We start from the raw sequence: 23,396 nt of genomic DNA, 5'->3' as shown, positions 1-23,396 counted from the left end.
CGGTGCCTGGTCCGTTACGGCGCCCGGTGAAACACCGCTTCGATGTTGTAGCCATCCGGGTCACGGACAAAGGCGGCATAGTAATCAGGGTGATATTGCGTACGCACGCCGGGCTGGCCGTTATCCACCCCGCCCGCCGCTACCGCCGCAGCAAAAAACGCATCCACTTCCGCTCTCGATTCGGCGCTGAAAGCAAAATGCGCCGGTGGGTGTGATGGCACCTCACCCTGAAAAATCCAGAATTCGCCGCCCGGATCGGAAGACAGGCCGTATCCCATCAACACGCCGAAGCTCACGGCGAATTTCATGTCCTTAACCTGTTCGAACCCTAATGGCTTTAACGCCTGCTCATAAAACCGCCGACTGCGACTCAGATCAGACACCGGAATACTTAAATGATCCAGCATGTTCCCTCCTTCTGGCGATTGAATTCTGTGGTTTTCCACTCCGGTTCGCATCACGTTCGCGCAGTGGAATGACCAACATAATCGCGTTGGCGGCGGGAAAAGATGATCCAGATCTATAAGATAACGCTTATTTATTCATTAAAAGTGATTTTTTATTAAATCACATCGGTGTAACGTCCCTGTCTTCCAGCGCCAGTAAGGCAAATGTAGCCAGCCAGTGACCACCGCTATAGTGGCTCCCCACCACATGGTCCACGCTGGCTGCCAGATGCCGTTCAGCCGCCGCCAGCAAAACCGGCCGGGCAGGATGCGTGGGCGGTAATTGCTGCGCGATCTGCCGCATACACCAAGCACGGCTGAGGTTCAGGCCGTCCAGATGCGCGATTTTCGGGTCAGCCCGATCGCTGACTTGTGCCGGATTAACCAGCACTGATACCGCAGCAAGACTCGGCAAGAAACCATCGAACCAGGCAGGAAACGCGCTTCCCGACACCTTGCTCATCAGCAACGCCTCCGTCAGCGCACCGGAGAGGAAATCGTCCCCCGCCGGTTCATAATGTGCCGGATAAGCACCGTCGCGCCCGAAATATCCGTGCGCCGCCGGAACAATTGCATTTTCCAGCTCGCTGTCGCCGACTGTACGCGCATAATCAATCGACAAACCAAGCGCAAACGCGGTGTTAAAATGGGTGCCGACCCGGATGGGATAAGTCAGCTTGTCCAGATAACCAAGCAGCCGCCGGCGAATCTCCTGTGTCAGCGGTTGCAAGCATCCCAACCAACGGGCCGCCGCCGGATGCGACGACTGCGCCAACTCACCGGTCAATGCCAGCAGCCAGCCATAACCATAAGGTCGCTCAAACGACGCCCGCATCGGCGCCTGGAAATAAGCCAGCTCGCGCGCCATATTTTCCGGGGTGAAATGGTCATCGAATAACCGGGTTATATCGTCATAACACGGCAGCATCGGAAACCGACGGATACAGCGCAACAGGAGCCAGTAACCATGTACCGCCGAATGCCAATCGAAGCAGCCATAAAATACCGGATGCAGTTCGCGTGGCGTCAGCGCATCGCCATCGCCGTTCAGCAGGTGCATGATATGGTTGGGATATTCTTGACGAAGATAGGTAAGCGGCATACGCGCAAAGGCGTCCGCCAGAGTGAGGGTCAGTTGCATATTAACTCCTTGTCGCCCGGTGTCTGCGGCACAGCATCCACCGGGGTCATCATTATCGGAAGGCCAGGAAATACATCAGGAAAACGTTCACCGCCAGTAATGTCAGCGCCGTTGGGATCTGCACCTTGATCACCTGATACTTGTCTTTCAGCTCCAGCAACGCCGCCGGTACGATATTGAAATTGGCCGCCATCGGCGTCATCAGCGTGCCGCAATACCCGGCATACATACCAATCGCCATCAGGGGTGCCGGGTCGGCATGTTGCTGGATAATCAGGAACGGCAGCGCAATACCGGCACTCATGACCGGAAACGCAGCGAACGCATTCCCCATCACCATGGTAAATAGCGCCATACCGATACAGTAGATGACCACCAGCATGAAGCGATTATCCGGGTTTACAAACTGGCTAACGATGTGCTGCACGGCGTCGCCGGTTTTGGCCGCCACAAACACGCCGCCTAGCATCGCCAACATTTGCGGTAGGATAATCGCCCAGCCAATGGTATCGACCAGCCGTCGTGACTGGCGGATAGCGTGTAGCGGCGTACCCTTGGTCAGCCCCCAGCCGACCAAAATCGCCAGCACGCAGGCCGCGCACAACGCCGCCAGCGTCAGCTGTTTTTGATCCAGCAGATAGCTGCCCCCCACCGACACGCCTTTGAGAAACAGCGTGCCCAGCACCGTGATGAGCGGGATCAGCACCGCGGGTAGAAACAGCCAGTTTTTCAGCCGTTCGGACGACGCCCGGCGCTCACTCTCGGAGGACATCCGGTAGCGTCCCATCGCCACCTGACCGGTGCCGGCCAGCAAAGCCATGCCGATCACCATCACCCCGACGATCCGATAAGCCAGCGACTTACCGAAACTCTCAATCATCAGATCGCCAAACAGGAACACTGCGCCAAACAGAAACCAAAACAAGGCGGTGGTATAACGCTTCGGGTTGCCCTTGTCGCGCAACGTCATCGCCACCAGAAGCATCACGATCAGACCAATCAGGTAATACACCCGGTTGATAGTCAGTAAGGCGCTCATTTTGTCACCTCTTTGGTGGACTGCTGCTTCCAGGCTACGACGTCGCGGCGGATGCTGGCATCCAACCGGGTGAGACGAAACAGGTGGATTACCAGCGCCGACAGCGCGGTAGGAATCGCCCACAATCCAATATGCAACGGCTCGATACCACTGATGCCGTTCTCACGCAGAAAAGCATCAATCAGCAGCACCGCACCAAACGCGATGAAAATGTCTTCGCCGAAAAACACCGCGATGTTATCGCAGGCCGCGGCGTGCGCCTTGATCTTATCGCGAATGGATGGCGGCAAATCGCCGTACTGATTGAGCGCCGCTCCCTCTGCCATCGGCGCCAGTAAGGGGCGGACGGTCTGAGCGTGGCCGCCCAGCGACATCAGCCCCAGCGCCGCCGTGCCTTCTCGTACCAGAAAATAGACCATCAGAATGCGCGCCGACGTGGCGCTGGCGATGCGCGACACCCATGACTGCGCTCGCTCCTTCAGACCGTAATATTCCAGCAGGCCGATGACCGGCAGAATCAGAATAAAGGTGGCGAGCGAACGGCTGTTAAGAAACTTCTCGCCGAACGTTTCCAGCAGCAAGCCAAAATCCATCCCCACCGCCAGACCGGTGGTTAGCCCCGCCACCACCACAACCAGCAGCGGATTGAAACGCAACGCAAATCCGATAACGACTATCGGAATCCCGATCAACGGGACGATGCTCGTACTTTCCATAATTCACCCTTATGATTATTTTATGTGATGTGTGCTTGTTATTCTTTTCAGGAATATAATAGGTCGAAAAGTGTGTCAACGGCTTTGTGAAGACAGGGAAATGCAATTGTATTTCAATATGTTGAATATTCCCTTCAGACTGGAATTCAGTAATGGATTTTCAAGAAGTTAATACGACAAGGCAGGAATCAGAATAAGAAAAAATAATGCCGAATTGATGGGAATGCGTGAAAGGCAGACAACGGCTAAACGGTCTGCCCTCTCACGGCGGGGCGTATCACTCACCTCTCATGCGTTGTCGTATTGTCATAGCCCAGGCGGCCGATAAACGGCAAACGCAGCGCTGGCGGGTTGAAATCCAGCCCCAGGTTCGCCCCCAGAATGTTGACTTCAACCCCTTCTTCCACTCCCAGCGTCAGGCCCAGCACACCGAGCAGTGAAACCTGTACGCCTCTTCCCGACGGCGGCAATCCCACCGGGTGGGTTAACGAGCGAAAATCCTTACCGATGGCATTCGCCGGCAGGTCCAGTTTCAATTCCGGCACTTCCCGGCCGATATGCGCCATAAACGTATTGCTATTCGGGCCGGGCCAGGCGTGATAGGTGTGCGGCCAGGGGTAGCTGCTGATCGCCTCTTCTATTTTCGGGATCATGGCGGCGGCACTCGCCCCGCGATGTTCAACCAATAACCGCGGCGTTGAGCCGAACCAGAATCCGTCGGGCACGCTATAGTTACGGCGAATAACATCATCGCCGCCCCAGCCCATCACCTCGTAACGCTGAAAACGGGTTTCCCCCGCTTTTTTGATGATGATCCAGGGGTGAACCGCCACCAGCCCGCGCCAGCCGTAGGTAGGCGCGGTATAAACCTGCACAATCGCAATATTGCTCAGAGCCGCCGGATCCGGCGCGATACCGGCAGAGTCGCGCCGCGCCGTCCAAATACTCTGGCCTGAAACGTTCGCCTTATCCTCACGCCATGTGGCCTGCGCCAGGCTGCGCCCAAATGACAAAATCAACACACCGATAAAAACGATACCCACTACCTTGAGGTAACTCATCGCTTCGGTTTTCTCCTGAATATGCGGATAAGTTCAATGATAATTACGATAAAATAGTGCGCCGGGCAGCGATAACCAAGAGAAAGATCATGCATGAATACCGAGGCGGCGTTATCTGTCAGGCAAAGCCTGGTCATTAGCGCGGTTCACGCGCCGTGCCAATCGCGCCCGCCTGTCCGACACTTCATTCAGCGCTAAAATATTCGTAATATATCAAACAAAATAGTTTTCAGCGGATGCACTCTATATGCCTTACTCCATCGGCGAATTTGCCAGACTCTGCGGTATTAACGCCACGACGCTCAGGGCATGGCAGAGTCGCTACGGCCTGCTGAAACCGCTGCGTACCGATGGGGGACATCGTCTGTATAGCGACGCGGATGTCCAACAGGCGTTGAAAATTCTCGACTGGGTAAAAAAAGGGGTTCCCGTCAGCCAGATTAAACCGCTGCTGGAACGCCCAGAGACGCGACGCAGCAATAACTGGGCGACATTGCAGGAAACCATGCTCCAGCGTCTCAGAGAAGGCCGCATTGAATCGCTGCGCCAGCTTATCTACAACACCGGCCGCGAATACCCCCGGCCGGAAGTCGTCAATGAGGTGTTACGCCCGCTGCGACGCCACGTGTCGGCGAATATTCCCGCGATGATGACGCTGCGGGAGATACTCGACGGCCTCATTATTTCCTACACCTCGTTTTGTCTTGAAGGCGACCGGAAAGCGCCTGGAGACAACTATCTGATCGGCGGCTGGCAGTTGACCGACCCCTGTGAAATCTGGCTGGAAGCGCTGAAACGCACCGGGCAAGGCCATCGCATTCATGTGCTGCCGCTTTCCCCTGCCACGCCTGCGCCGGAAATTTTCCCGGACAGGCAATGGCTGCTGGTCACCAGTGGGAAACTCACGGCGGCACGCAAAAAACAAATCGAAAAGTGGCGCGAGCAGGTTGCCTCGCTGGAAATTATCTTATTGTAAACACCCGCAGTACGCTGCCTGAGCGCTGAATAAGCCTTGCCGGTCAACGCGCCGAGACTGAATTTCCTTTGCTGCCAGCCCGCCCCTCAACGCTCGCACCTCAACGCACGCATCGCCAGATACCACGCCCGGCAAACGCTGAACCACACCGCTATTTGCTATTTGCTATTTGCTATTCGCACCGACGCCGTCAATGCCGGTACACTTTTTCAAGCCGTATTATCGCCCCTCAAAGACCACACTAATCTCATGATTTTAAAAAACTATACAAAATTACCCTCGAAAAACTTAGACAAAAAACAAAGTTTGTGTAAGTTTTAATTATACCGTTTTGATTCAGAATTGCCCGTTGCAAGGGTAACGCCCATGAGCACACTACGAACCGTATTCGACGACGTCGCCGGCTTTTATGCCGGGCTGGATACCCAGCCGCTGGAGAGACTGTCTGCGCTCTATCACCCAAACGCCCTGCTCGTCGATCCGTTTGGCCAGCATCAAGGGTTGCCCGCCATACAACGCTATTTCGCCCATTTACTGGAAAACACCGCGCAATGCTATTTCACCGTCGACGATCCCGTCTGCGATACCCATCGCTTTGCCATGAGCTGGACGATGCACTGGTCACATCCTCGTATTGCCGGCGGCAAGCCGTTGTCGCTGTCGGGATGCTCTATCGTCGAGGTGCAACAAACGCACATCACCCACCAGCGTGATTTCTACGATGCCGGTGAAATGATTTATGAACATCTGCCGGTGCTGGGGTGGGCGGTTCGCCACGTGAAAAGGAGGGTATGCGCATGATGACGGTGCTTATCACCGGCGCCAGCTCGGGCATTGGCGAAGGGCTGGCGAAATCCTGGGCCGACGAAGGCCATACCGTCATCGCCTGCGGCAGACATGCCGCACGGCTTGAAGCGCTGAGCCGGTACAGCCCGCATATCGTCATTCGCCAGTTTGATATGACGGATAGCCAGGCCTGCCGTAGCGCATTGGCCGACTGCCGCGTCGATCTGGCCGTGCTGTGCGCCGGAACCTGTGAATATATCGACCACGGCGTTATCGACCCGGAACGGGTATCCAGAGTCATCAACACCAATTTTATCGGCCCGATCAATTGTCTGGCGGCCTTGCAGGCGCAACTGGCGCCTGGCAGCCGCGTCGTGCTGGTCAGTTCCATGGCTCACTGGCTGCCCTTCCCACGCGCAGAGGCTTACGGCGCATCGAAAGCCGCGCTGAGCTGGTTTGCCGACAGCCTGCGGCTCGACTGGGAGCCCAAAGGCATTGCCGTCACCGTCGTTTCGCCGGGCTTCGTCGATACCCCGCTTACCCGTAACAACGACTTTGCGATGCCGGGCATCGTCACCGTAGAACAGGCGGTGGCGGCGATACGGCGCGGCATCACGGCGGGCAAATCACATATCGCCTTTCCAGCCGGATTCGGCGCACTGTTGCGACTGCTGTCGTGGCTTCCCGGTATCGCTCAACGCGCACTCCTGCGCAGGATGGTAAGACCATGAAAATCGCTATTATCGGTAGTGGCATTGCCGGGTTGACTTGCGCGTGGCGGCTTGCAGGGCACCATGACGTAATCATGCTGGAAGCCGCGGCTACGCCGGGCGGCCATACCGCTACGGTAGATATCACCACGCCTTCCGGCAGCTATGCCATCGATACCGGATTCATCGTCTATAACGATCGCACCTACCCACGCTTTATGGGGCTACTGAGCGAGCTGGGTATCCACGGGCAAAAAACGGAGATGAGTTTTTCGGTGCATAATCCGGCGAGCGGGCTCGAATATAACGGCCACTCGCTCCGTTCGCTGTTTGCGCAGCGCAGCAATCTGGTTAATCCCCGTTTTTGGGGGCTGCTGAAAGATATTGTCCGCTTTAATCGTCTGGCGAAACAGGCGGTTGCCCAACCGGTCGGCGATGATGAGACGTTACAGACCTTTTTGTCGCGCCACCGGTTTAGCGCTTTTTTCGCCCGCCACTATATTTTGCCTATGGGCGCGGCGATCTGGTCTTCCTCATTGCAGGAGATGCGCCGCTTCCCGCTCGCGCTGTTTTTGCGCTTTTTTGACCACCACGGCCTGCTGGACATCACGCAACGTCCGCAGTGGTATGTGGTGCCCGGCGGTTCACGGGAATACGTGCGCGCCTTGCTCACTCAGTTGGAAAATCGCTTCACGCTTTGCGTCAACACGCCCGTGAAAAAGGTGGTACGCCACGCTCAGGGGGCGGATATCCATCTGGCGGACAGCACTCTCAAAGTCGATCAGGTGATTTTCGCCTGCCACTCTTCGCAGGCGCTTGCCCTGCTGGATAACCCCAGCCGCGAAGAGACGGAGATTCTGGGCGATATCGGCTGGCAGCGTAACGAGGTGGTTCTGCATAGCGATAAACGCTGGCTACCGGTACGGCCTGGCGCCTGGGCCAGTTGGAACTATCGGCTGCATCGCGATGATCAAGCCAGCGCCTGCGTCACCTACAACATGAACATATTACAAGGGCTGCCCGAGGGGAGCCCCTTATTCTGCGTCACGCTCAATCCCGATACCCCTATCGATGAGCGTTATATCTGGCAGCGTTTTGTCTACGAACACCCTCTGTTTAACCCGAAAAGCTGGCGTGCGCAGTCACGGCGCGCACAGATTAACGGCCGGCGGCACAGCTGGTTTTGCGGGGCTTACTGGTACAACGGTTTTCACGAAGATGGGGTACGCAGCGCGCTGGATGTGGTCAAGGGAATTGCCGACTGGAGGAACAATGAATAACTGTCTCTATCGGGGCGTATTGCGTCACCGGCGCGTATCCCCCCGCGAACATCAGTTTAGCTATGACGTATTTATGGCTTACCTGGATCTTGACGATCTGGATAACCTGCCATCGCTGGGGATTCGCCGTAACCGCTTTGCCGCCGTCGCCTTTTACGACAGCGACTACCCGCTGGGCACGCCGCTGAAAGCAAACGTCCTCGACCGGCTGGCGACACTGACCGGCGAGCGCCCTGACGGCAAAGTGATGCTGTTAACGCAGTTGCGCTACCTGGGGTTTCATTTTAACCCGGTGAATTTTTACTACTGCTTTGATACCGACGAGACCCTGCGCTGGGTGCTGGCCGAAGTGCGCAATACGCCGTGGAATGAACGCCACTATTACGCGGTTAACGCTCAGGATACGCGACCTATCGCCAAGGCGTTCCACGTCTCGCCGTTCAACCCGATGAATATGGACTATCACTGGCGGTTTAATCGCCCCGACAAAACGTTGCATATGCACATCGAAAACCATCAGATGCACAGTGAAAACCATCAGGATGAAAAAGTGTTCGACGCCACACTGACGCTGTCGCGTAAGCCATTAACGCGCCTGCATCTGCGCCAAATGCAGCTCGGCATTCCATTGATGACCGTCAAAACCGTCGCGGCTATTTACTGGCAGGCGCTGTTACTGTGGCTCAAACGCGTTCCTATTTATCATCACCCCGCCGGCAGGAGTGAACGTTCATGACCGAGCCCGTTTTTGCGCTTGAACCCGATGTACCGCGCACGATTCGTTTTGCGCGTCGGCTGCTTTTTCGCCTGCTGGCAGGTTTACAACAGGGTTCGCTGACGGTTCGCGAAGGCGGCCAAACCTTCCATTTTGGCGATACCGCCGCGTCCCTGCGTGCCGAAGTCAGCATCCTTTCGCCTGACGTTTACCGACGCCTGCTGACCGGCGGCAGTCTCGCCGCGGCAGAGTCATGGATGGACGGCGAATGGGAAACCGATCAGTTAACCGCGTTATTGCACATCATGGCGGCCAACAGCCGGGTACTGAGCCGGCTGGAGTCCGGCTTCCGTTTATTGAGTCAACCGTTCGAGCGCCTGCGGCACTGGACAAGGCGCAATCACCGCCGGCAGGCGCGTGCCAACATTGCCGCCCATTACGATTTGGGTAATCAGTTTTACCAGTATTTTCTCGATGAGGCGTTGCTCTACTCCAGCGCGCTCTTTACCCCCGACACACCGGATCTCGCCGGCGCCCAGCAGGCGAAAATGCGGCGATTGTGTGACGAGCTGACACTCACGCCCGACGATCACCTGCTTGAAATCGGCACCGGCTGGGGCGCACTAGCGGAATTCGCCGCACGCCACTACGGCTGCCGGGTGACCACCACCACCCTGTCCCGCGAGCAGTATGATTATGCGCAGGCGCGTATTGCCCGCGCCGGCCTGCAAGAGCAGGTAACGGTGCTCTTGTGCGATTACCGCGACCTCACCGGCCAGTTCGACAAGCTGGTATCGGTAGAAATGATCGAAGCGGTCGGAAAAGCGTTTCTACCGCAGTTTTTCCAGACTTGCCAGGCACGCCTGCGCCCCGGCGGCAAAATGGCGATTCAGGCGATCACCATTCAGGATCAACGCTACCTCGACTACGGCAAAAGCGTCGATTTCATCCAACGTTATATTTTCCCGGGCGGCTTTTTGCCCAGCGTCACCGCCATCAGCGACCTGATGACGCGCCATACCGATTTTGTGCTGCGCAATCTGTTCGATATGGGCCCGCATTATGCCCAGACGCTGGCGCACTGGCGGCAGCGCTTCCTACATGCCTGGCCGGATATCGAACGGCTTGGGTTCGATACCCGTTTTCGCCGCATGTGGCTGTATTACTTTGGCTACTGCGAAGCCGGTTTTAACGCGCGCACCATCAGTGTGGTGCAATTGACCGCTGAGCGGGTGTGACATGCCGACGCGGCTGATGACGGGAAAGCGCAGAGGCAAATGAAGCGCCGGGTACGCTTGCTGGTCGGGCTTATCGCCGCTTTCACGTCGTTATTCACGGCATTACCGCAGGCTACGTCACGCTGTTTTTCAGTAAAGGGGCAACGTCATGAACAGTAAACCGGTAATCGGTATTAGCGGATGTCTGACCGGCTCGGCCATTCGGTTTGACGGCGGGCATAAACGTATGCGCTTCGTGATGGATGAACTGTCGCCGTGGGTCGCTTTCCAGCCGGTCTGCCCGGAGATGGCTATCGGCCTGCCCGTCCCTCGCCCGGCGTTACGCCTTATCCAGGCCGCCAATGGTGATATCCGTATGCGCATGAGCCATGCGCCGCAACAGGATATGACGGAAAAAATGAACGCTTTCGCCGACGATTATCTGCCTGGCGTCGGCCGCCTTGCCGGGTTTATCGTCTGCGCAAAATCGCCCAGTTGCGGCCTGGAGCGCGTGCGGCTGTACGATGAACAGGGTAATCGCGGCCGCAAAGAAGGCGTCGGGCTGTTTACCGCCGCCCTGCTGAAAACCTACCCGTGGCTTCCCGTTGAAGAGGATGGCCGCCTGCACGACCCGGTATTACGCGAAAACTTTGTGGAACGCCTGTTTGCGCTGCATGAACTGAACACACTGCGCGATAACGGATTAACCCGTCGAACCCTGCTGGCGTTTCATAGCCGCTACAAACTCCAGCTACTGGCGCACCATCAGGCCGGCTACCGTGAAATCGGCCCTTTCGTCGCCCGTCTTCACGAATGGGACGATCTTGAGGCCTTTTTCATTGCTTATCGCCACAAACTGATGGCGATACTCAGGCAACCGGCCTCGCGTAAAAACCACACCAATGTGCTGATGCATATTCAGGGGTATTTCCGTAAACAGCTCAATAACCGCCAGCGGGCGGAACTGCGCGAGGTGATTATCGGCTACCGGGCAGGACGCCTGCCGATTCTTGCGCCGCTCACGCTGCTGAAGCACTATCTGGCGGAACACCCGGACGAGTACCTGCTGACGCAAAACTATTTTGACCCGTACCCCGAAGTTCTGGGGCTACGCTTAGCGGTGGCTTGATTATCACTCGAAAATGAGGCGCTGCCGCTGATGTCGCAAGACTCTGCAATCCATCCATTAACACCGTCAACAGCACCTGCAATTTGAAACATGACGGGTATATGATGTCGTGATCACTGCCAAAAAAGAGAACGTGCTATGCAACATATCATTGAGGGTTTCCTCAGCTTTCAAAAAGAGATATTTCCTCAACGTAAGGAACTCTTCCGCAGCCTGGCATCCAGCCAGAATCCTAAAGCGTTGTTCATTTCCTGCTCAGACAGCCGTCTGGTGCCGGAACTTATCACTCAGCAGGAACCCGGGCAGTTGTTTGTTATCCGCAATGCCGGCAATATCGTGCCCTCTTTCGGCCCGGAGCCCGGCGGGGTTTCCGCTACCATTGAATACGCGGTCGTCGCGCTGGGCGTGACCGATATCGTCATCTGTGGCCATTCCAACTGTGGGGCGATGAAAGCCATTGCTTCCTGCCAGTGCCTCGATCCGATGCCGGCAGTCGCGCACTGGTTACGTTATTCCGATGCGGCGAAAGCCGTCGTAGAGAAAAAATGCTGGGATAATGAAACCGATAAAGTCAACGCCATGGTGGAAGAGAACGTCATCGCCCAGTTGAACAACATCAAAACACATCCTTCCGTCGCCGTCGGGTTGCGTGATAACGCATTGCGCCTGCACGGCTGGGTATACGACATTGAAAGCGGAGCGATACGCGCGCTGGATAAAAACAGCAAAACGTTCGTCTCACTGGCTGAGAACCCACAGGTTTATTTCGAGTAATCCTTCCTGGTCAACATACGGCCCTGCCCTATCGGCGGCAGGGCCGTAAACGCGCACTACCAATAACCGTACGCTACCCTGAGCGGCCGTTCATGGCCGAACCGCACAGGCGTTACCTTTATCCATCATTGCGCCATCAGGCAGAGACATCCGCCAGCCACTGTTGTACTGAACGCGGCGTCAAACCCAGCAGTTTCTGCCCGCTTGTCGCCTGCTGGATAACACTGCCGGATGTACGCGCCTTAGCCTGATATCCGGCGACTACGCCGGCCGCAGCGTCTGCACCGATCCAGGGCAGCAACAACTCACCGAATGCTTCGGGGCTGATGCCCTCGAATTTTACCTCCCGGCCAAAATGCTGCGAAAAACCATTCGCCAGGTCGATACCGGTCAGACCGGGCAATGCCCCCACCCCGACCACGCCGGTGACCGATGCGTCGGTTAACAACCGCTCGGCCGCCTCGGCAATATCTAAATGGGAACTCCATGACACAGGGTAGTCAGCCCTCAACGGATAACGCAGAATCCCCTCGGACTTGACGGATTCGAGCACCATCGGCAGCAGAAGGTTTTCCAGATAAAGATGCGGCGCAATCACGGCAAAAGAGACGCCGGTCTTCGCCACTTCTCTGATGAGGGTCGCTACCGCACTGTCTGACTCTGCCGGCATCGCGTCCAGCGGTTCATCGGCAATATAGCCGCTGGTGGAAAGAACCACTCGCTTCGGTTTGGCCTGGGCTATCGCCTGGGCGAAGTTGTGTGCGTATTGAGTACGCTCGGCCTCTGAAGCCAGCGGCAGATGAAAGAATACCCCTTCGGCATCCCGATAAGCCGCCACCAGCGATGCGACCACAGCATTATCGACGGCAAGAGCGGGCCTATCTTTAACTGCCGCGGTGTTACGTACGGCAGCGACCGCGGGTTTACCTGAGCGGTGTAAACGATTGAATAACGGGGCGCCCTGAGCACCGGTAGCGCCATGGATCACAAAAGTCATCGAACATCCTCAATAGTGCAATTAATGGAGTTTTAATGGTGCTTTGATTAAACTGGTTACGTCAAATGCACTATTGGGAATATTTCACGATGAATGAAAAAAAAGTGCCGTGCTGTGGCGTCGCACGCTTTCTGGTCCTGCTGGACGGGCCGTGGGCTACGTTGATCATCCGTGAACTGCTGCCCGGCCCCAGGCGATTCACCGAATTACGCGATGCGCTTCCCGGTATTAGTGCGCATACCTTAACGCATCGGCTAAAACGCTTTGAACGTCATGGGCTGGTCACACGAACCGCGTACGCCGAAACGCCGCCTCGCGTTGTCTATGCACTCACCCCGCTGGGCGAAAGGCTGCGAGATGTTCTGGAAGCCATGCGGACATGGGGCGATCTGGTGCCTGATGAGGTGATCGCAGAAGAGGAGAGCGAGGGAGAAACAGACCGCCTCCGACATCAACAAGCGCCAACCTGCCCACTCAGCGGTATAAGCAAAAAAGGGCCATGAAGACGCTGAGCGAGCCGGCACCAGCTATCACACGGAACCGGCGTTTTCACGCCCCCTACATTTAGTCTAACCGCGCGAACACAGCGTGATGGACTGGCTGACGCGGGAATGGGCGACTAACCCGTGAGAAAATAGATACAGACACAGCGGCTGGATGACGACTGCTCATGAAGTGACCATTCAACCCCTTGTTTTTTTATGGTGCTGATACCTTTTCGCCTTTACCATACCGGTTGAGTGATAGATACCAATGGATTTAGTAACGTAACAATCGGATAGGATGCAAACATGTTTTCAAAACACTATGACGTCGAGGATAGCCATATCGATTTCCAGGGCGTGGTCGACGGTCTCTACTACCCGTTCTATATGGAATGGACGCGCCATGCGTTCATGAGAGAAGCGTTAGGCATTGATATTGAAGAAGAGTTTAAGCAAGGGAAAGTCTATATGGTGCTTGAATACTCCCTGCGCTTTCGTAAAAGCCTGCAAAAAGGCGATCGGTTAGAGGTTACCTGTCAGGTAGAAAAAAACGAAAAACGCAATCGCGTTAACTTCGTTCAACAGATAAAAGTTGACGGCATCACTTACGCAGAAGCCACATTTGTGGCGACTTGCCTGATCAATGGCCGCCCTTCCATGCCAGAAGCCGTGACCAATGCGCTAGCGCTGTAAAGCCGCATAGTACCTCCATGCCGCCGGAACGGGTGCATCGAGGTACAAACAGCCGAACCGGATGTCTCCCCGGTTAATTCTTGTCAGCGCGCCGGATGGCGAGCCATGACTATCCACGCCTCCCCCTTGATCATCACCGACCGCTCGCTAAGACCGTGGCTGAAACGCAGGCGGCCTGTTACCGGCGACGCGCGAGCGATACAGCTTCAAAGAAACCGGAATAAAGGTTCCGCTCCATGCAGCGAAGGGATGGATGTGCGGCGCGTACCTGGCGTCAGGCCGTGCAAAAGCCGGGGACGGCTATCTTCTGAAACAGGTGCGGCGTGGCTGAAACGGATGGCGGATAGGCCGAAACCTTCGCCATGAACTCGGGACGAGAGAAGGCATCGCGGAGCGTCTCAGTGGACTCCCACTCCACATAGTTCAGGAAGATCGGGCTATCGCCGATCGCCCGGTGCAGTTGGGTGGAAATGTAGCCCGGCTGCTTCGTCAGGATTCCGGCAGCCGCCGTAAAGGCATCCAGAAAGCCCGCTTCGTCGGCGGAACCGACCGTGAATATGTTGATGAGTACGATTGGCGCGGCCGAGATACCCAGTTGGCGCTCAAGCGGGAATTCATCGTCTAGCGGCTTGAATTTCTTTAAAACTTCCATGGTAGTACTCCCATCTATGGTGAAATCGAAACTGGGGTGATCGATGCGGTTAGCAGGCTTCAGAAGCCTGCTAACCGGAGAAGGTAATCAGTGCTCTCAAACCAGCATCGACTGCTGGGCGAAGATCCCCGCCATGGCGCCTTGCCATGCCGCCGTGGTGACCGAATGCATGGAGGGGTTGGCGAGGTCGCCCGCGGCGTAAATGCCGGGCATACTGGTTTCACGGTGCTCGTCGACCTTGAGGGCAATACCCTGGGGCGTATCGACCGTGGCGAGGCCCAGCGATTCGTGCAAGCGTGCAGACGGCTTGTTGCGCGGATGCGCGAACAGGATGTCGACCGCGACAGGGGGTGCGACATCGAGCCTGATGGTGGCGTTATGACTCACGTCATAGTCGATTTCGGTGATCCGTCCATCGATGACGGGAATGCCGCGGTGCGCCAGATCCACCCGGATATCGGCTGGAATGTCATGACCATCGGCAAAGACCGTCAGCGTGTCGGTCCAGTCGTGGTACAGCCTGACGTAGTTGTGCGACATTGGGCCGGACCAGATGAGGCCCCAATGCCGGCCGGCGACTTCAAAGCCGTCGCAATAGGGACAAGGCACGATGCTCGAACCCCAGCCTTCGGCAAAGCCCGGAACAGCGGGAATCTGGTCGGCGACGCCATAGCTCAGTATCAGGCGGCGCGCCTTGAGGCTTTCACCATCACTGGTGAGGACAGAGAAATCGTCGATGGCGCCGGAGACGCTCTCGGCCCGGGCACTCACCAGTTTGATCGTGGGATAGCGCGTCAGTTGCTGCCGAGCCTCGGTCAGGATGTCCTGCGGCAGCTTGTGGTCATGGCCGAGCACGCCATGCGAGCGATCCGCGAAGCGATTGCGCGGCAGGCCGGTATCGAGAACGGTGACCTTGCGGCGGGCACGGCCGAGTTGCAGCGCGGCGGCGAGGCCGGCGAAGCTGCCGCCGATGATGATAACGTCATTCATGGTAATGGGTTCCGTATTATTGATGGAAGGTGCTGGGCTTAGTGGTGGACTGTGCATGGGCGAAGCCGCTGGTGGGCAGCACGGCCAGCTTCAATAAGGATCGTCGTTTCATGGAAATCTCCTTGTTTAGTAGGCCGGCGCGTTATCGTCATGCGATACACGCCGCGAGCAGGGCTTCGGCATCGGCGAGTTACCATCACTGCGTTAACCAACAGGACAACGCTGCCTTCAATATCGCCGGGTAGGCCGTGGAAACGTGCTTGAAGAACATGTTGAAACCTACTCATTGGCACTCATCGGCTTGCACATTTTAGATACTATGCGGTATCATAATTAAGAAATTAAGATACTGTCAAGTACTGGAATTAACATGACCGAAAAAAAGCAGGGGCGGCGCGGCCGGCCCGCCAACGAGGCGCTCGGCCAAACGATAGTCGACGCCGCGAGCGAACTCTTTGTGGAACTGGGTTTTCAAGCGACGACAATGGACAAGGTCGCCCAACGGGCGAAGATATCCAAGCTAAGCATCTATCGGCACTTCGAGAACAAGGAGGCGCTGTTCAGCGCAGCCATCGCGGCTCACTGCCATCAATTTGCACCACTGACCCTTATTGAAAGCGTCGGCGGTTCGGCCGAAGATCAGCTCATCGCGGTGGGATCATCCCTGCTTCGCACGCTGTTGAGCCCGGAAGTCCGCAGTGTCGAAGCCATGATCATGGCCGACAAGACGAATCAAAAGTCGTTAAGCAAGCTCCATTACGAAGCCGGCGCCGCCTATGTCATCGCCCAGATCGAGGCCCTGTTGCGTCAGTTGCACGCGAAAGCGCTGCTGAACGTGCCTGATCCTCTCCGGTCCGCCCGCTTGTTTGGTGCGATTATCAAAGGATCCGACCTCCTGACAATCGCCCTGTTCGATGAGGCGAGAGTAGAGGGCGACAACGAAATCGAATCCTACTGCCGGTCGGCCGTCGAGATGTTCATCGCTGCCCACGGTGGCAACAATCACTCGGGCGGATAAGATAAGTAGCAGACGCATTGCCAATCGATGTGAGGCTAATGCGCTGCTATTGCATGAAAGACGTAGGTTTCAAGCGTAAAGATAATCTGGACATGTGCAAACTCGGTCACATGAGTCCACGGTGTATGACGGACGCCGATAATCAGGCCAGTCAAGGGCACTCATGGACAGAGAGAATGTGATGCTGTTGACACGCAACCCGTTGTTGGAGCTTGAACTCTCAGTTAGGGGCTGCCCCCTTCTGTCCGCTCTGTTTTTACCGTTATTTTTTCACAGTAAAAATGGCTGGAACAAAGTGGGAGTCGATAGCCGTCAGAAAACAAAAAATCGCCAGTAAATCCTATGATTTTGCTGGCGATTTTAGACGTTAGCGGATGTCAGTGGATGCTAAAAACTTATTCCCACTCGATCGTTGCCGGCGGCTTGCCCGAGACGTCGTACACCACGCGGGAAATGCCGTCGACTTCGTTGATAATGCGGTTGGAAACGCGACCAAGGAACTCATACGGCAGGTGCGCCCAGTGCGCAGTCATAAAGTCGATGGTTTCGACTGCACGCAGCGACACAACCCAATCGTATTTGCGGCCATCGCCCATCACGCCGACGGAGCGTACCGGCAGGAACACCGTGAACGCCTGGCTGACTTTATCGTACAGCTCTGCTTTGTGCAGTTCTTCAATGAAGATAGCATCGGCGCGACGCAGTAAATCACAATACTCTTTTTTCACTTCGCCCAGTACACGCACACCCAGACCCGGCCCTGGGAACGGATGACGATACAGCATGTTGTACGGCAGGCCCAATTCCAGACCAATCTTGCGCACTTCGTCTTTGAACAGCTCTTTCAGCGGCTCAACCAACCCCAGCGCCATGTCGTCCGGCAAACCGCCGACGTTATGGTGCGATTTGATGACGTGCGCTTTGCCGGTAGCGGAAGCGGCGGATTCGATCACGTCCGGGTAAATGGTGCCTTGCGCCAGCCATTTCACATCGGTCAGCTTGCCGGCTTCTTCATCAAATACCTCAACGAAGACGCGGCCGATGGTTTTACGCTTGGCTTCCGGGTCATCAATACCCGCCAGCGCCGACAGGAAACGGTTTTCCGCCTGAACATGTACGATGTTCAGGCCGAACTGGTCGCCGAACATCTCCATCACCTGCTCGGCTTCGTTCAGGCGCAGCAGACCGTTGTCCACAAACACACAGGTCAGGCGATCGCCAATGGCACGGTGCAACAGCAACGCCGTCACCGAAGAGTCGACCCCGCCGGACAGGCCAAGAATCACCTTATCCTTACCTATCTGCACGCGCATACGTTCAACCGCGTCGTCGATGATTTTGGCCGGGGTCCACAGTGCTTCACACTGGCAAATATCACGGACAAAACGTTCCAGCATACGCTGGCCCTGACGAGTGTGGGTCACTTCCGGGTGGAACTGCACGCCGTAGAAGCGTTTTTCTTCGTTCGCCATGATGGCGTACGGGCAAGTATCGGTACTGGCAACGGTCACGAAATCCGCCGGGATGGCAGTCACTTTATCGCCGTGGCTCATCCATACGTCTAACAGCGGAGCACCACTGGCGCTGACGGCATCCTGAATATCGCGGACCAGCGCGCTGTTGGTCTTGACCTCCACCTGCGCATAACCGAACTCACGCTCGCTGGAGCCTTCCACTTTACCGCCCAACTGCATCGCCATGGTCTGCATACCATAACAGACGCCCAGTACCGGTACACCAGCCTGGAAAACATACTCCGGCGCACGCGGGCTATTAAACTCGGTGGTACTTTCCGGGCCGCCGGAAAGGATGATGCCATTCGGGTTGAACTCGCGAATTTGCGCTTCGGTGACATCCCATGCCCACAGTTCGCAGTATACGCCCAGTTCACGTACGCGACGTGCCACCAGTTGCGTGTATTGCGAGCCGAAATCCAGAATAAGAATGCGATGTTGATGAATGTTTTCTGTCATGAGAGGCGTATTCCACTACGGAGCGAAAGAAAAATTGAACCCGGTAAGTTTACCGGGTTCGTAACAGTAAATCAGCCGTTAACGCGCTTAGCCCATGCGATAGTTCGGCGACTCTTTGGTGATGGTCACATCATGGACATGGCTTTCCTGAATACCGGCGCCGCTGATACGCACAAATTCGGCTTTGGTGCGCAGCGCATCAATAGTCGGGCAACCGGTCAAACCCATACAGGAGCGCAGGCCGCCCATCTGCTGGTGCACTATCTCTTTCAGGCGGCCTTTATAAGCCACGCGACCTTCGATACCTTCCGGCACCAGTTTGTCGGCCGCATTGTCAGACTGGAAATAACGGTCGGACGAACCTTTGGACATCGCGCCCAGTGACCCCATACCACGGTAAGATTTGAACGCACGGCCCTGATACAGTTCGATCTCGCCCGGCGATTCTTCCGTACCGGCCAGCATGGAACCGACCATCACGCAGGCAGCGCCTGCTGCGATCGCTTTGGCGATGTCGCCGGAGAAACGGATGCCGCCGTCGGCAATCACCGGAATGCCGGTGCCTTCCAGCGCGTCGACTGCATCGGCAATCGCCGTAATCTGCGGTACACCCACACCGGTTACGATACGAGTCGTACAAATAGAACCCGGGCCAATCCCCACTTTCACCGCACTGACGCCGGCTTCGGCCAGTGCGCGCGCACCGGCGCCAGTCGCTACGTTACCGCCGATGATCTGCAAATCCGGATATTTGGCGCGGGTTTCGCGAATACGCTGCAACACGCCTTCAGAGTGGCCGTGGGAGGAGTCAATCAGCAATACATCGACACCGGCAGCGACCAGTGCGTCGATACGCTCTTCGTTACCCGCGCCGGCGCCTACTGCCGCGCCCACGCGCAGACGGCCGTGTTCGTCTTTACAGGCGTTCGGCTTACGCTCGGCTTTCTGGAAATCTTTTACCGTGATCATCCCGACCAGACGGAACTGCTCATCCACCACCAGCGCTTTTTCAATGCGGCGCTCATGCATTTTTTGCAGCACTACGTCGCGGGCTTCACCTTCTTTGACCGTCACCAGACGTTCTTTCGGGGTCATTACCGCGCTGACCGGGCGGTCCAGATCGGTGACGAAACGGACGTCGCGGCCGGTAATGATGCCGACCAGCTCATTGCCCGTCGTAACCACCGGGTAACCGGCGAAACCGTTACGTTCGGTGAGCGCTTTCACTTCACGCAGCGTTGTTTCCGGCGTTACCGTCTGCGGGTCAACCACCACGCCGCTTTCATGGCGCTTCACGCGGCTGACTTCTTCCGCCTGACGCTCAATGGGCATGTTCTTATGAATGAAACCGATACCGCCTTCCTGCGCCAGCGCGATCGCCAGCCCGGATTCGGTCACGGTATCCATCGCGGCGGACAGCATAGGAATGTTTAAACGGATACGTTTAGTCAGTTGAGTACCCAGATCGGCCGTGTTGGGCAGAACGGTAGAATGGGCAGGGACGAGAAGAACATCATCGAAGGTCAAAGCTTCTTTAGCGATACGTAGCATGGCAATATCTCACCGGAATTAGGATGGGAATTAGATAAAATATTGCCGCGGCATTATACAGGCCGAAATCGATTGCCTCCAGCATTTTTTTATAAAAATGCTTGCGAACAGCACATCGCCCGGTAGTATTGATAGATTCACTCTCTGTTTTACTCTTTGATCCGGGTCACAATGTCTTCATTGCCGTCATCCGCCATATTTACCGTCAGCCGCCTGAATCAGACGGTAAAACAGTTGCTGGAAGGTGAAATGGGCCAGGTTTGGCTTTCCGGCGAAATCTCCAATTTCTCTCAGCCCTCCTCCGGCCATTGGTATTTCACGCTAAAAGATGAACGCGCTCAGGTGCGATGCGCCATGTTCCGCACCAGCAACCGGCGCGTTACCTTTCGGCCGCAAAACGGCCAGCAAGTGCTGATTCGCGCCACCATTACGTTGTATGAACCGCGTGGCGATTACCAGTTGCTGGCGGAAAGTATGCACCCGGCAGGCGATGGCCTGCTGCAACAACAGTTCGAGCAGTTGAAACAGCGCCTGTCAGCGGAAGGATTATTCGACCAGCAATATAAGCAATCGCTGCCCAAGCCGGCGCGTCAGGTTGGCGTCATTACTTCAGCCAGCGGCGCCGCGCTGCATGATATTTTGCATATCCTGCAACGCCGTGATCCGTCCCTGCCTGTGGTTATCTACCCGACGGCGGTGCAAGGCGTGGATGCACCGGGTCAGATTGTGCGGGCCATTGAACTGGCTAATCTGCGCGAAGAGTGTGATGTGCTGATCGTCGGCCGCGGCGGCGGCTCGCTGGAAGACCTGTGGAGTTTCAACGATGAACGGGTGGCTCGGGCTATTTTTGCCAGCCGTATCCCGATTGTCAGCGCAGTCGGTCACGAAACCGATGTCACTATCGCCGATTTTGTGGCGGACCTGCGAGCGCCGACGCCTTCCGCTGCAGCGGAACTGGTTAGCCGTAACCAAATGGAGTTGCTGCGGCAAATTCAATCCCAACGCCAGCGGCTGGAAATGGCGATGGACTATTATCTGGCGCATCGCCAGCAGCAATTCGTCAGGCTGCAGCATCGGCTGCATCAGCAACACCCGCAACTGCGTCTGGCCCGCCAGCAAACCCAGTTGATTCGTCTGCGCCAACGTCTGGATGAAGCCATCCAGTTGCAACTGCGCTTGCGGATGCGCCGTCAGGAACGCCTCGTCCAGCGGCTGCAACAACATCAGCCGCAATCACGGCTGCACCGGGCGCAACAACAGGTACAACAATTACGCTATCGCATACAACACGCGCTGGAAAAACAACTTAATCAGCATAAACAGCGATTTGGCGAAGCCTGTTCTCATCTCGAAGCGGTCAGCCCATTGGCTACGCTGGCCCGCGGCTACAGTGTTACCACCGCCCCGGATGGCAAGGTCATGAAACAAACCGCTCAGATTACCAAGGGCGATATCCTGAAAACCCGGTTGCAGGATGGCTGGGTCGAGAGTCAGGTAACTGAAATAAAAAAAGAATCTACTAAATCACGCACCAAACGCCAGACAAAAAATATTTAATGGTTAGGCTATACTTATCGTGTCGTAACTGTGGTAGATCAATGTTGATAATATGTTGCACCATACTGCCAGGCATAAGGAGATGAAGTATGCAATCCGCTCGTAGCATCATTCCGCCCTACATTCTGCACCGCATCATTAACAATGGTTCGGATGAAGAACGACGTTGCGCGCAACACACTCTGATGCACGTGCAATCGCTGATGGTGGCTCCGGTCACTCATCCTGACGAACATGAGGAACACCCTGCAGGCAATATACAGCGCGACATTTACGATGCTGAGCACCAACAAGCATTACCGGGTAAGCGGATTCGGGCGGAAGGCCAGCCGGGAAACGGCGATATCACTGCCGAAGAGGCCTACAATTATCTGGGCATCACCTATGACTTCTTCTGGAAAATCTTCGGTCGTAATTCATTGGATAACAAAGGATTACCGCTAGTCGGCAGCGTGCACTACGGCAAGGATTACCAGAACGCATTCTGGAACGGTCAGCAGATGGTATTTGGCGATGGCGACGGTAAAATCTTCAATCGCTTCACGATCGCACTGGATATCGTTGCTCACGAACTGTCGCACGGCGTAATAGAAAGCGAGAGCAATCTGTTGTATTTCCGTCAGTCAGGGGCACTCAACGAATCGCTCGCGGATGTATTTGGCTCAATGGTCAAACAATACTACCGCAATCAGAAAGTACAACAGGCGGACTGGATTATTGGCGAAGGGTTACTGGCCGAAGATATCGATGGCAAAGGCTTGCGCTCTATGGCTCGCCCAGGGACCGCTTACGACGATCTGTTGCTGGGCACCGACCCGCAACCGGCCCATATGCGGGATTTCGTCAATACCCGTGAAGATAACGGCGGCGTGCATCTGAATTCCGGCATTCCCAACCGTGCTTTTTATCTGGCCGCAATGGCGCTGGGCGGCTATTCCTGGGAAAAAGCCGGTCATATCTGGTATGACACCTTGTGTGACAAAGAGCTACCGCAGAATGCAGATTTCTCCATCTTCGCCAAATTCACCGTAGAACACGCCAAAAGACGCTTCAATGAAGCGGTTGCCGACGCGGTACTGCGGGCCTGGCATCAAGTTGGGGTTGATACGGGAATTCTCAATGAGCACGAACAGGAATAACCTGCCGGACTTGACGGATGATGTGATCATTGAACTGGCTCGCGAAGGCGGCTTTGCCTGGATCCCCAGGCTGGCTGGCCTGCGTCGTTTTACGCTGGCGGAAGTACCCGCTTCGCAAAAAGAGAAAATTCGAGCCGTACTGCACGATGCTTTACCCGCAGCACAAGAGCCCGGCCAGCCAGACTCCCCCGGCCGCGGCGATCAGTTTTACTACCGAATCCACATTCACTACTGCAATACGCAAGATAACCGCCAAACCGACTGGGTATTGTTGATCCCCGAACAGAGCGCGCCATCCGAGCTGGAGGCTTTATGGCGCAATGGGCTGGATGACGTTCAAACATCCTGACG

General features: G+C 56.0%; 24 protein-coding genes. 14 read left to right on the top strand and 10 right to left on the bottom strand.

The genetic code is table 11. From position 1 onward, the window contains the following. Nucleotides 1-14: 14 nt before the first annotated feature. From FDP13_RS07805 to FDP13_RS07785, 5 genes are all read right to left on the bottom strand, one after another. Nucleotides 15-407: a VOC family protein gene (locus FDP13_RS07805; RefSeq protein ID WP_012768929.1), complete on the bottom strand. Its 393-nt coding sequence runs from the start codon at nucleotides 405-407 to the stop codon at nucleotides 15-17. A gap of 160 nt (nucleotides 408-567) precedes the next feature. Then, on the bottom strand, nucleotides 568-1,587 hold the full coding sequence (locus FDP13_RS07800; RefSeq protein WP_143839146.1) for a DUF2891 domain-containing protein: 1,020 nt from the start codon (nucleotides 1,585-1,587) through the stop codon (nucleotides 568-570). A 52-nt stretch (nucleotides 1,588-1,639) separates the two neighbouring features. Next, nucleotides 1,640-2,626, bottom strand: coding sequence for a DUF979 domain-containing protein (locus FDP13_RS07795; RefSeq protein ID WP_012768927.1), 987 nt, complete (start codon nucleotides 2,624-2,626; stop codon nucleotides 1,640-1,642). Further along, complete coding sequence (locus FDP13_RS07790) at nucleotides 2,623-3,342, bottom strand: DUF969 domain-containing protein (RefSeq protein ID WP_033577439.1); 720 nt, start codon at nucleotides 3,340-3,342, stop codon at nucleotides 2,623-2,625. The genes FDP13_RS07795 and FDP13_RS07790 overlap by 4 nt, the downstream gene beginning before the upstream one ends. Nucleotides 3,343-3,623: 281 nt before the next feature. Next, complete coding sequence (locus tag FDP13_RS07785; RefSeq protein ID WP_143839145.1) at nucleotides 3,624-4,403, bottom strand: DUF3750 domain-containing protein; 780 nt, start codon at nucleotides 4,401-4,403, stop codon at nucleotides 3,624-3,626. Nucleotides 4,404-4,650: 247 nt separating this feature from the next. On the opposite strand from FDP13_RS07785, the gene FDP13_RS07780 reads away from it, so the two are divergent. The 8 genes from FDP13_RS07780 to FDP13_RS07745 all read left to right on the top strand — a co-directional run bounded on the left by FDP13_RS07780 (nucleotide 4,651) and on the right by FDP13_RS07745 (nucleotide 11,990). Then, entirely contained in the window at nucleotides 4,651-5,379 is a 729-nt protein-coding gene (locus FDP13_RS07780; protein WP_012768924.1) for a MerR family transcriptional regulator, read from the top strand. Nucleotides 5,380-5,745: 366 nt separating this feature from the next. Beyond that, complete coding sequence (locus FDP13_RS07775; RefSeq protein ID WP_143839144.1) at nucleotides 5,746-6,180, top strand: nuclear transport factor 2 family protein; 435 nt, start codon at nucleotides 5,746-5,748, stop codon at nucleotides 6,178-6,180. Further along, nucleotides 6,177-6,896, top strand: coding sequence for an SDR family NAD(P)-dependent oxidoreductase (locus FDP13_RS07770; RefSeq protein WP_143839143.1), 720 nt, complete (start codon nucleotides 6,177-6,179; stop codon nucleotides 6,894-6,896). The genes FDP13_RS07775 and FDP13_RS07770 overlap by 4 nt, the downstream gene beginning before the upstream one ends. Continuing rightward, nucleotides 6,893-8,155, top strand: a complete 1,263-nt coding sequence (locus FDP13_RS07765; protein ID WP_143839142.1) for an NAD(P)/FAD-dependent oxidoreductase — start codon at nucleotides 6,893-6,895, stop codon at nucleotides 8,153-8,155. The genes FDP13_RS07770 and FDP13_RS07765 overlap by 4 nt, the downstream gene beginning before the upstream one ends. Further along, nucleotides 8,148-8,891 carry a DUF1365 domain-containing protein gene (locus FDP13_RS07760; RefSeq protein WP_012768920.1) on the top strand — a complete coding sequence of 248 codons (744 nt, stop codon included), beginning with the start codon at nucleotides 8,148-8,150 and terminating at the stop codon, nucleotides 8,889-8,891. Before FDP13_RS07765 ends, FDP13_RS07760 begins: the two co-directional genes overlap by 8 nt. Beyond that, nucleotides 8,888-10,108 carry a cyclopropane-fatty-acyl-phospholipid synthase family protein gene (locus tag FDP13_RS07755; RefSeq protein ID WP_143839141.1) on the top strand — a complete coding sequence of 407 codons (1,221 nt, stop codon included), beginning with the start codon at nucleotides 8,888-8,890 and terminating at the stop codon, nucleotides 10,106-10,108. Before FDP13_RS07760 ends, FDP13_RS07755 begins: the two co-directional genes overlap by 4 nt. A 148-nt stretch (nucleotides 10,109-10,256) precedes the next feature. Continuing rightward, the gene (locus FDP13_RS07750; RefSeq protein WP_143839140.1) at nucleotides 10,257-11,216 is read left to right on the top strand and encodes a DUF523 and DUF1722 domain-containing protein; all 960 of its coding nucleotides are present in this window, start codon (nucleotides 10,257-10,259) and stop codon (nucleotides 11,214-11,216) included. Nucleotides 11,217-11,354: 138 nt separating this feature from the next. Beyond that, nucleotides 11,355-11,990, top strand: a complete 636-nt coding sequence (locus FDP13_RS07745) for a carbonic anhydrase (protein ID WP_012768917.1) — start codon at nucleotides 11,355-11,357, stop codon at nucleotides 11,988-11,990. Nucleotides 11,991-12,126: 136 nt separating this feature from the next. On the opposite strand, the gene FDP13_RS07740 is transcribed toward FDP13_RS07745, so the two are convergent. Further along, complete coding sequence (locus tag FDP13_RS07740) at nucleotides 12,127-12,987, bottom strand: SDR family oxidoreductase (protein WP_033576866.1); 861 nt, start codon at nucleotides 12,985-12,987, stop codon at nucleotides 12,127-12,129. A gap of 89 nt (nucleotides 12,988-13,076) precedes the next feature. Between FDP13_RS07740 and FDP13_RS07735 the strand changes: the two genes are divergently transcribed. Beyond that, nucleotides 13,077-13,490, top strand: a complete 414-nt coding sequence (locus tag FDP13_RS07735; protein WP_027711326.1) for a helix-turn-helix domain-containing protein — start codon at nucleotides 13,077-13,079, stop codon at nucleotides 13,488-13,490. A gap of 288 nt (nucleotides 13,491-13,778) precedes the next feature. After that, entirely contained in the window at nucleotides 13,779-14,165 is a 387-nt protein-coding gene (locus FDP13_RS07730) for a thioesterase family protein (RefSeq protein WP_027711325.1), read from the top strand. A 274-nt stretch (nucleotides 14,166-14,439) separates the two neighbouring features. Here FDP13_RS07730 and FDP13_RS07725 read toward each other — a convergent pair whose 3' ends face one another. Together FDP13_RS07725 and FDP13_RS07720 are read right to left on the bottom strand one after the other, a co-directional pair. Next, nucleotides 14,440-14,817 (bottom strand): antibiotic biosynthesis monooxygenase, encoded by a 378-nt coding sequence (locus FDP13_RS07725; RefSeq protein ID WP_033576865.1) that lies wholly within the window; start codon nucleotides 14,815-14,817, stop codon nucleotides 14,440-14,442. A gap of 96 nt (nucleotides 14,818-14,913) precedes the next feature. Next, nucleotides 14,914-15,807, bottom strand: coding sequence for an NAD(P)/FAD-dependent oxidoreductase (locus tag FDP13_RS07720; protein ID WP_143839139.1), 894 nt, complete (start codon nucleotides 15,805-15,807; stop codon nucleotides 14,914-14,916). A gap of 370 nt (nucleotides 15,808-16,177) precedes the next feature. Between FDP13_RS07720 and FDP13_RS07715 the strand changes: the two genes are divergently transcribed. Further along, complete coding sequence (locus FDP13_RS07715) at nucleotides 16,178-16,825, top strand: TetR/AcrR family transcriptional regulator (protein WP_033576862.1); 648 nt, start codon at nucleotides 16,178-16,180, stop codon at nucleotides 16,823-16,825. A gap of 395 nt (nucleotides 16,826-17,220) precedes the next feature. On the opposite strand, the gene guaA is transcribed toward FDP13_RS07715, so the two are convergent. Both guaA and guaB read right to left on the bottom strand, forming a co-directional pair. Continuing rightward, complete coding sequence (gene guaA / locus FDP13_RS07710) at nucleotides 17,221-18,798, bottom strand: glutamine-hydrolyzing GMP synthase (RefSeq protein WP_012768878.1); 1,578 nt, start codon at nucleotides 18,796-18,798, stop codon at nucleotides 17,221-17,223. An 87-nt stretch (nucleotides 18,799-18,885) separates the two neighbouring features. After that, the gene (guaB, locus tag FDP13_RS07705; RefSeq protein ID WP_143839138.1) at nucleotides 18,886-20,349 is read right to left on the bottom strand and encodes an IMP dehydrogenase; all 1,464 of its coding nucleotides are present in this window, start codon (nucleotides 20,347-20,349) and stop codon (nucleotides 18,886-18,888) included. A gap of 171 nt (nucleotides 20,350-20,520) precedes the next feature. Between guaB and xseA the strand changes: the two genes are divergently transcribed. The 3 genes from xseA (at nucleotide 20,521) to FDP13_RS07690 (ending at nucleotide 23,394) form a co-directional block, all read left to right on the top strand. Beyond that, nucleotides 20,521-21,906 (top strand): exodeoxyribonuclease VII large subunit, encoded by a 1,386-nt coding sequence (gene xseA / locus FDP13_RS07700; protein ID WP_143839137.1) that lies wholly within the window; start codon nucleotides 20,521-20,523, stop codon nucleotides 21,904-21,906. 89 nt (nucleotides 21,907-21,995) lie between these two features. Next, complete coding sequence (locus FDP13_RS07695) at nucleotides 21,996-23,045, top strand: M4 family metallopeptidase (protein WP_012768875.1); 1,050 nt, start codon at nucleotides 21,996-21,998, stop codon at nucleotides 23,043-23,045. Further along, nucleotides 23,026-23,394 carry a protealysin inhibitor emfourin gene (locus tag FDP13_RS07690; RefSeq protein ID WP_012768874.1) on the top strand — a complete coding sequence of 123 codons (369 nt, stop codon included), beginning with the start codon at nucleotides 23,026-23,028 and terminating at the stop codon, nucleotides 23,392-23,394. The genes FDP13_RS07695 and FDP13_RS07690 overlap by 20 nt, the downstream gene beginning before the upstream one ends. Nucleotides 23,395-23,396 lie beyond the last annotated feature (2 nt).

The organism is Dickeya sp. ws52 (assembly GCF_007210685.1).
GTDB classification, from domain to species: domain Bacteria; phylum Pseudomonadota; class Gammaproteobacteria; order Enterobacterales; family Enterobacteriaceae; genus Dickeya; species Dickeya chrysanthemi.
The sequence above is the reverse complement of the archived record's forward strand: the minus strand, read 5'-3'. Positions and strand labels throughout refer to the sequence as shown.